Genomic DNA, 6,699 nt, shown 5'->3' with positions numbered 1-6,699 from the left:
GGCGGCGGGTCCGGCCGGCGCGCCGGCACCCCCCGACGGCGCCCCTGCGGCGGCGTCCGCGTTGCCCGTCACCCTCGGCGGGGCGCCCGCCCGGCAGACCGACGAGACCACCTGCGGCTCCCTGGTGCTGCTCATGCTCGCGGCCACCGGCGACCCCGTCCTCGCGAGCTGGCTCGAGCGCGGCACCCTGGCGCCCGACCTGCCCGCCGCCCAGGTGCCGCCGGAGATCCCGCCGGAGGCGACCGGCATGGGCGCGGTGCCGCCGGCGGCCGCCACCGCCTACCCCACCGCCGCCGCGCGGCTGGCCGCCGCCCAGCACCACCTCAAGCGGCGCACCGGCGCGCGGGCGCTGGGCCCGGCGCCCTGGCCGGCCCGCCTGGGCACCCCGCCGTGGACGGCCGCCCGCGAGGCCCGGTTCCCCGGGGTGCGCTACCGGTCGGTCCCGCTCGACGACGCCTCGACCCGCGCGGCGGCGCTGCTCACCAGCGTGCACCGGGCCACCCTCGCCGGGGTGCCCGTGCCGCTGTACACCGGCGGGGACGTGCGCCGCGGCCTGGCCACCGCCGTCCCGCGCCACGTCGTCCTCGCGGTGCCCCCGCCGGCCGCCGCGGCGCACCGGGGCCACGACGACGCCGGCCGCCCGGCGCTGCACCTGTACGAGCCCGCCGGCGGCCGGGTCCACGAGGTGCCGGTGGCCGACCTGCTCGGGCGGACGGAGCCCCACCCCGCCCTCGGTGGCTGGACGCACGTGGTGTGGGTGGTGCTGCCCGAGCCCGTGGGGTGACCTCTTGCGCCGGTCGGGCCCGCGGGGCACGCTGGCAAGACCGACCACCCAACCCGAGGAGGAGCCATGAGCATGCCGCGACCCGAGCCCGTCGCCACCCCCGCCTCCGTCGAGCTGGACCCTGACGTCCTGGGCGAGGAGCACACGCCCGAGGACGACCTCGTGGCCGAGCCCGAGGAGTACGCCCCCGAGGTCGAGCTCCAGGAGCCCACGCGCGAGGCGAGCCCGGAGGACGTCGCGGAGCAGGTCGCCGAGGTTCCCGGGGACGACGACGAGGTGATCGCCGAGGACGAGGAGTACTGACCGTCCCGGCCCAGGCGGCCCCCGGCACCCCGGTGCCGGGGGCCGCAGCGCGTCCGGAGGCGACTACCGTGAGTCCTGGACCGCACCCGTCCGGGCACCGGCCGGGGCCCGCCGCGCCGACGCCGTCGGCACCGGAGAGAAGAGGATCGATGAGCCACACCCGCACCGAGGAACCGGCCAGCCGCACCCGCGCCGAGGTCGCCCGCCTGGTCGACCACACCCTGCTCAAGCCCGAGGCCACCGCCGAGGACGTCGCCGCCCTGGTCGCCGAGGCCCGGGAGCTGGGCGCCTACTCCGTCTGCGTCTCGCCGAGCCAGCTGCCCCTGACCGGCACCGGCGACGTCAAGGTCGCCACCGTGTGCGGGTTCCCCTCCGGCGCCCACCACGCCGAGGTCAAGGCCGCCGAGGCGGCCCGCTCGGCCGCCGACGGCGCCGACGAGGTCGACATGGTCATCAACCTCGCCCTGGCCACCACCGGCCGCTACGACGCCGTGCAGGAGGAGATCGCGGCCGTGCGCGCGGCGGCGCCGCAGGTGGTGCTCAAGGTCATCATCGAGTCCGCCGCGCTGAGCGACGAGCAGATCGTCGCCGTGTGCCGGGCGGCCGAGGCGGCGGGCGCCGACTTCGTCAAGACCTCCACCGGCTTCCACCCCGCCGGCGGCGCGAGCGTGCACGCCGTCGAGCTCATGGCCCGGACCGTCGGCGGCCGCCTCGGCGTGAAGGCCTCCGGCGGCATCCGCACCACCGAGTCCGCGCTGGCCATGATCGACGCCGGCGCCACCCGGCTGGGGCTGTCCGGCACCCGCGCGGTGCTCGAGGGCCTGACCGACTGACGAGGCGCGGGCGCGCGCCAGGCGCGCGCCCGGGCTCGGACGAAGCCCCGGGGCTACAGGCCCACGGCGGCGGCCACGTCCGCGCGCAGCCGCTCGATCCGGGCGGCCGCGATCCGGCGGGTGGCCGCGACGTCGGCGGGGTCGGCCACCGGGACGACCACCTCGAGGTAGCACTTGAGCTTCGGCTCGGTGCCGGAGGGCCGGATGATCACCCGGTCGTTCTGCGCCGTCAGGTAGAGCAGCCCGTCGGTGGGCGGCAGCTCGGCCGAGCCGGCGGACAGGTCGGTGACGGTGACCACCGGGGAGCCGGCGAGCGATGTCGGGGCGGCGGCGCGCAGGCGGGCCATCGCGTCGGAGATCAGCGAGAGGTCGGCCACCCGGACGGCCAGCTGGTTGGTGGCGTGCAGGCCGTGGCGCCGGGCGAGGTCGTCGAGCATCTCGGGGACGCTCGAGCCGACGTCGCGCAGCTGGGCGGCCATGTACGCCAGGCGCAGCGCGGCGGTGATGCCGTCCTTGTCGCGCACCGCCTGCGGGTCCACGCAGTAGCCGATGGCCTCCTCGTAGCCGAACACCAGGCCCTCGGTGCGCGCGATCCACTTGAAGCCGGTGAGCGTGGTGCGGTGCTCCAGGCCGTGGGAGCGGGCGACCCGCTCCAGCAGCCGGGAGGAGACCACGGAGCTCGCCAGCACCCCGCGGCCGGCCATCGCCGCCGCCACCCCGGTCTGCGCGCCGAGCAGGGCGCCGATCTCGTCGCCGGTGAGCTGGCGCCACCCGCCGGGCACCGAGGGGTCCGGGGCAGCCATCGTGCAGCGGTCGGCGTCGGGGTCGTTGGCCAGCACGAGGTCGGCGTCGACGGCGCGGGCCAGCTCGAGGGCGAGGTCCAGCGCCCCGGGCTCCTCGGGGTTGGGGAAGGCCACGGTGGGGAAGTCGGGGTCCGGGTCGGCCTGCTTGGCCACCACGTGCACGTCGGTGAAGCCCACGCGGCGCAGCGCCTCCACCGCCGTCGCCCCGCCCACCCCGTGCAGGGGGGTGTAGACGAGGCGCAGGCCCCGGGTGTGGCGGGCGGGGATGAGCGAGGCGGCGCGGCGCAGGTAGGCCTCGCGCACGTCGTCGCCGAGCACCTCCCACCCGGACTCGGCGCGCGGCACGGCGTTGGCCGGGCCGACCGCGGCGATCCGGGCGGCGATCTCGGCGTCGAAGGGCGGGACGATCTGGGCGCCCTGGCCGGCGTCGGTGACCACCCGGCCCCCGAGGTAGACCTTGTACCCGTTGTCCTGGGGCGGGTTGTGCGAGGCGGTGACCATGACGCCGGCGTCGGTGCCCAGGTGACGCACGGCGAAGGCGAGCACCGGGGTGGGCAGCGGGGCGGGCAGCAGCAGCGCCCGGCCGCCGGCGGCCGTGACGACGGCGGCGGTGTCGGTGGCGAACTGGGCCGACCCGTGCCGGGCGTCGTAGCCGATCGCGACGGTGAACCCGGCGCCCACGCGGTCGGTGAGGAAGGCCGACAGCCCGGCCGCCGCCGTGATGACGACGGCGCGGTTCATCCGGCTCGGCCCGCCGCCGAGCGCCCCGCGCAGCCCGGCGGTGCCGAACTGCAGCAGGCCCGCGAAGCGGGAGTCGAGCTCGGCGCCCGCCGCGGTCACCCCGTCCTGCTCGGCCTCGGCACGCTCGAGCAGGATGGTCAGCTCGGCCCGGGTGGCGGGGTCGGGGTCGGCGTCGATCCAGGCGCGGACCTCCGCGGCGGTGGTCTTCATCGGTGGGCTCCTCGGTGGCCCGTCGGGCGGGCGGGGGATCGGACGGCGCGGGCGCCGGGAAACGGTGGGGGAGTGGTGCGAGGCGGCGAGGCGGCGAGGTGGCGGGGCGCGGACGGGGCGCGGTGGGCGCGCGGGCCCCGTCAGAGCAGCCGGACGATCTCCGCGAGCAGCCGGGAGATGCGGGGGCCCGCGGCGCGCCCGGCCTCGAGCACCTCCTCGTGGGAGAGCGGGACGGGGGAGATGCCGGCGGCGGGGTTGGTCACCAGCGAGAGCCCCAGCACCTCCAGGCCCACGTGCCGGGCGGCGATGGCCTCCAGCGCCGTCGACATGCCCACGAGGTGCCCGCCGATGCGGCGGGCCATCTGCACCTCGGCCGGGGTCTCGTAGTGGGGGCCGGGGAACTGGACGTACACGCCCTCGGGCAGGGCGGGGTCGACCTCGCGGGCGAGGTCGCGCAGCCGGGTGGAGTACAGGTCGGTGAGGTCGACGAAGGTCGCCCCCTCCAGCGGCGAGGCGCCGGTGAGGTTGATGTGGTCGCTGATGAGCACCGGGGTCCCGGGCGCCCACTCCTCCTCCAGCCCGCCGCAGCCGTTGGTCAGCACCACGGTGCGCGCGCCGGCCGCCGCGGCCACCCGCACCCCGTGCGCCACCCGGCGCACGTTGCGCTGCTCGTAGAAGTGCGTGCGGGCGCCGATGACCAGCGCGTGCGTGTCCGTGCCGGCGAGGCGGACGGAGCGCAGCTGGCCCACGTGGCCCACGACGGCCGAGGCAGAGAAGCCCGGCACCTCGGTGGCCGGGAGCTCCGCGACCGTCTCGCCGATGAGGTCGGCGGCGCCGCCCCAGCCGGACCCCAGCACCAGCGCGACGGGGTGGCGCTCGACCCCCGTGCGCTCGGCGATGAGCTCGGCGGCCGCGCGGGCGACGGCGAACGGGTCGGTGGCGGGGTCGTCCAGGGTGGCGAGCCTGGCGTCGTCGTGCACGGTCATGGGCACGACGCTACCGCTAACGGCCCGGGACCGGCCGTGGCCGGAGCCGCGCGGGGCGCGCCGGGCGGCACACGCCCGTCCGGTTCGGCACAATGGCCTGACGTGACCACTCCTTCCGGCCCCGTCCCCCCGCCCGCGACCGAGACCGCCGGCGCCGCCTCCGCGGCCGGCCCCCGCGACCAGCGCCGCGCGGCCGAGACCGGCGCCGGCCCGTCGCCCGTGCGCGAGGGCTCCCGCGTCGTCATCGTCGGCGGCGGCCCCGGCGGGTACGAGGCCGCCCTGGTGGCCCGCCAGCTCGGCGCCCAGGTCCAGGTGGTCGAGCGGCAGGGGATGGGCGGCTCGGCCGTGCTCACCGACGTCGTGCCGTCCAAGACCCTCATCGCCACCGCCGAGTGGATGACCCTGACCGAGCAGGCCGGCGAGCTGGGCATCGGCGCCGAGGGCGACGAGGAGGCGGGCGCCCTGCGCGCCGACATGGACGTCGTCGACCGGCGGGTGATGCGGCTCGCCGAGAAGCAGTCGCGGGACATCCGCAACCGGCTCGAGCGCGAGGGCATCGAGATCATCGCCGGCACCGGGCGCATCGGCGCCGACATCGACGCCGGCGCCAACCGCCGGATCTTCGTCGAGACCGCCGACGGTGGCCAGGAGGAGCTCTCCGCGCAGATCGTCCTCGTCGCCACCGGCGCGACGCCGCGGGTGCTGCCCACCGCCGAGCCCGACGGCGAGCGGATCCTCACCTGGGCGCAGATGTACAACCTCACCGACATCCCCGAGCACCTCGTGGTGATCGGCTCCGGCGTGACCGGGGCGGAGTTCGCGGGCGCCTACAACGCCCTCGGCGCCGACGTCACGCTCATCTCCAGCCGCGACCGGGTGCTGCCGGGGGAGGACGAGAACGCCGCCGAGCTCATCGAGGGCGTGTTCACCCGCCGCGGCATGCAGGTGCTGTCGCGCTCGCGGGCCGCCGGGGTGCGCCGCGTGGGCGACGGGGTGGAGGTCGAGCTGACCGACGGGCGCGTCGTCGCCGGCTCCCACTGCCTCGTCGCGGTCGGCGGGGTGCCCAACACCGCCGGGCTGGGCCTGGAGGAGGCTGGGGTGCACCTCAAGGCCTCGGGGCACATCGAGGTCGACCGGGTCTCGCGCACCCGGGCCCCGCGCGTCTACGCCGCGGGCGACTGCACCGGCGTGCTGCCGCTGGCGTCGGTGGCCGCCATGCAGGGCCGCATCGCGATGTGGCACTCCCTCGGCGACGCCGTCGCCCCGCTCGACCTCTCCTCCGTCGCGGCGAACATCTTCACCGCCCCGGAGATCGCCACCATCGGGGTGACGCAGAAGGCCATCGAGGCCGGCGAGGTCGACGGCGCCATCACCCGCCTGCCGCTGGCGCGCAACCCGCGGGCGAAGATGCTCGGCATCAAGGAGGGCTTCATCAAGCTCTTCTCCGACCGGTCCACGGGCACCGTCCTGGGCGGCGTGGTCGTCGCCCCGCGCGCGAGCGAGCTGATCTACCCGATCACCATCGCCGTCGCCCAGCGGCTGACGGTGGACCAGCTGGCCAACGTCTTCACCATCTACCCCTCGCTCACCGGCTCGATCGCCGAGGCGGCCCGGACGCTGCACCGGGCCTGACACCGCCCGCTCGGGGGCCGGGGTGCTCAGCGGGCGGGCGGGGCCCCGGCCCGGCGGGTCAGCGCCAGCCAGAACGGGGCCCGGGCGGGGGCGCCGACCTCGCGCACCTCGACCAGCCCCTCGCACCGTTCGCGCACCAGGCGCTCGAGGCGCGCGTGCATCGTCACCGCCGCCGCGGGGCAGCCGTGACAGGCGCCGGACATGCGCACCGCCACCACGCCGTCGCGCACCTCCGCCAGCTCGATGCGGCCGCCGTGGGAGCGGGCCAGGTCGCCCACCGGGCCGGCGATGACCTCCTCGGCGGCGGCCCGCAGCCGGGCGTCGCGGGCGTGCGCGCCGGACGCGCCCGCCCGGGCCGCGCCGGCGTCGTCGGCGCTCCCGGCGTCCGGCGCGCCCCGCACCGCCCA

7 protein-coding genes are annotated in these 6,699 nt (G+C 77.5%); 4 read left to right on the top strand and 3 right to left on the bottom strand.

The features are described from left to right. The 3 genes from GD970_RS21080 to deoC form a co-directional block, all read left to right on the top strand. The coding region (locus GD970_RS21080) for a hypothetical protein (protein WP_226925522.1) at window positions 1-784 on the top strand (784 nt) is incomplete at its 5' end. A gap of 66 nt (window positions 785-850) precedes the next feature. Further along, the gene (locus tag GD970_RS21075) at window positions 851-1,087 is read left to right on the top strand and encodes a hypothetical protein (RefSeq protein WP_152204844.1); all 237 of its coding nucleotides are present in this window, start codon (window positions 851-853) and stop codon (window positions 1,085-1,087) included. A gap of 149 nt (window positions 1,088-1,236) precedes the next feature. Continuing rightward, window positions 1,237-1,920, top strand: coding sequence for a deoxyribose-phosphate aldolase (deoC, locus tag GD970_RS21070; RefSeq protein WP_152204843.1), 684 nt, complete (start codon window positions 1,237-1,239; stop codon window positions 1,918-1,920). A 53-nt stretch (window positions 1,921-1,973) separates the two neighbouring features. Here the strand turns inward: deoC and GD970_RS21065 are convergent, their stop codons facing one another. Together GD970_RS21065 and GD970_RS21060 are read right to left on the bottom strand one after the other, a co-directional pair. Further along, the gene (locus GD970_RS21065) at window positions 1,974-3,674 is read right to left on the bottom strand and encodes a phospho-sugar mutase (RefSeq protein ID WP_152204842.1); all 1,701 of its coding nucleotides are present in this window, start codon (window positions 3,672-3,674) and stop codon (window positions 1,974-1,976) included. A gap of 140 nt (window positions 3,675-3,814) precedes the next feature. Next, window positions 3,815-4,660: a purine-nucleoside phosphorylase gene (locus GD970_RS21060; protein ID WP_152204841.1), complete on the bottom strand. Its 846-nt coding sequence runs from the start codon at window positions 4,658-4,660 to the stop codon at window positions 3,815-3,817. A 219-nt stretch (window positions 4,661-4,879) separates the two neighbouring features. On the opposite strand from GD970_RS21060, the gene GD970_RS21055 reads away from it, so the two are divergent. Further along, window positions 4,880-6,292: an NAD(P)H-quinone dehydrogenase gene (locus tag GD970_RS21055; protein WP_152204846.1), complete on the top strand. Its 1,413-nt coding sequence runs from the start codon at window positions 4,880-4,882 to the stop codon at window positions 6,290-6,292. Window positions 6,293-6,318: 26 nt separating this feature from the next. On the opposite strand, the gene GD970_RS21050 is transcribed toward GD970_RS21055, so the two are convergent. Continuing rightward, window positions 6,319-6,699: NifU family protein (locus GD970_RS21050; RefSeq protein WP_193315013.1), on the bottom strand; the 381-nt coding region annotated here is incomplete at its 5' end.

Source organism: Georgenia thermotolerans, assembly GCF_009193185.1.
GTDB classification, from domain to species: Bacteria; Actinomycetota; Actinomycetes; order Actinomycetales; family Actinomycetaceae; genus Georgenia; species Georgenia thermotolerans.
Note: the sequence above shows the minus strand (reverse complement) of the source record. Positions and strands in the feature narration are given on the sequence as shown.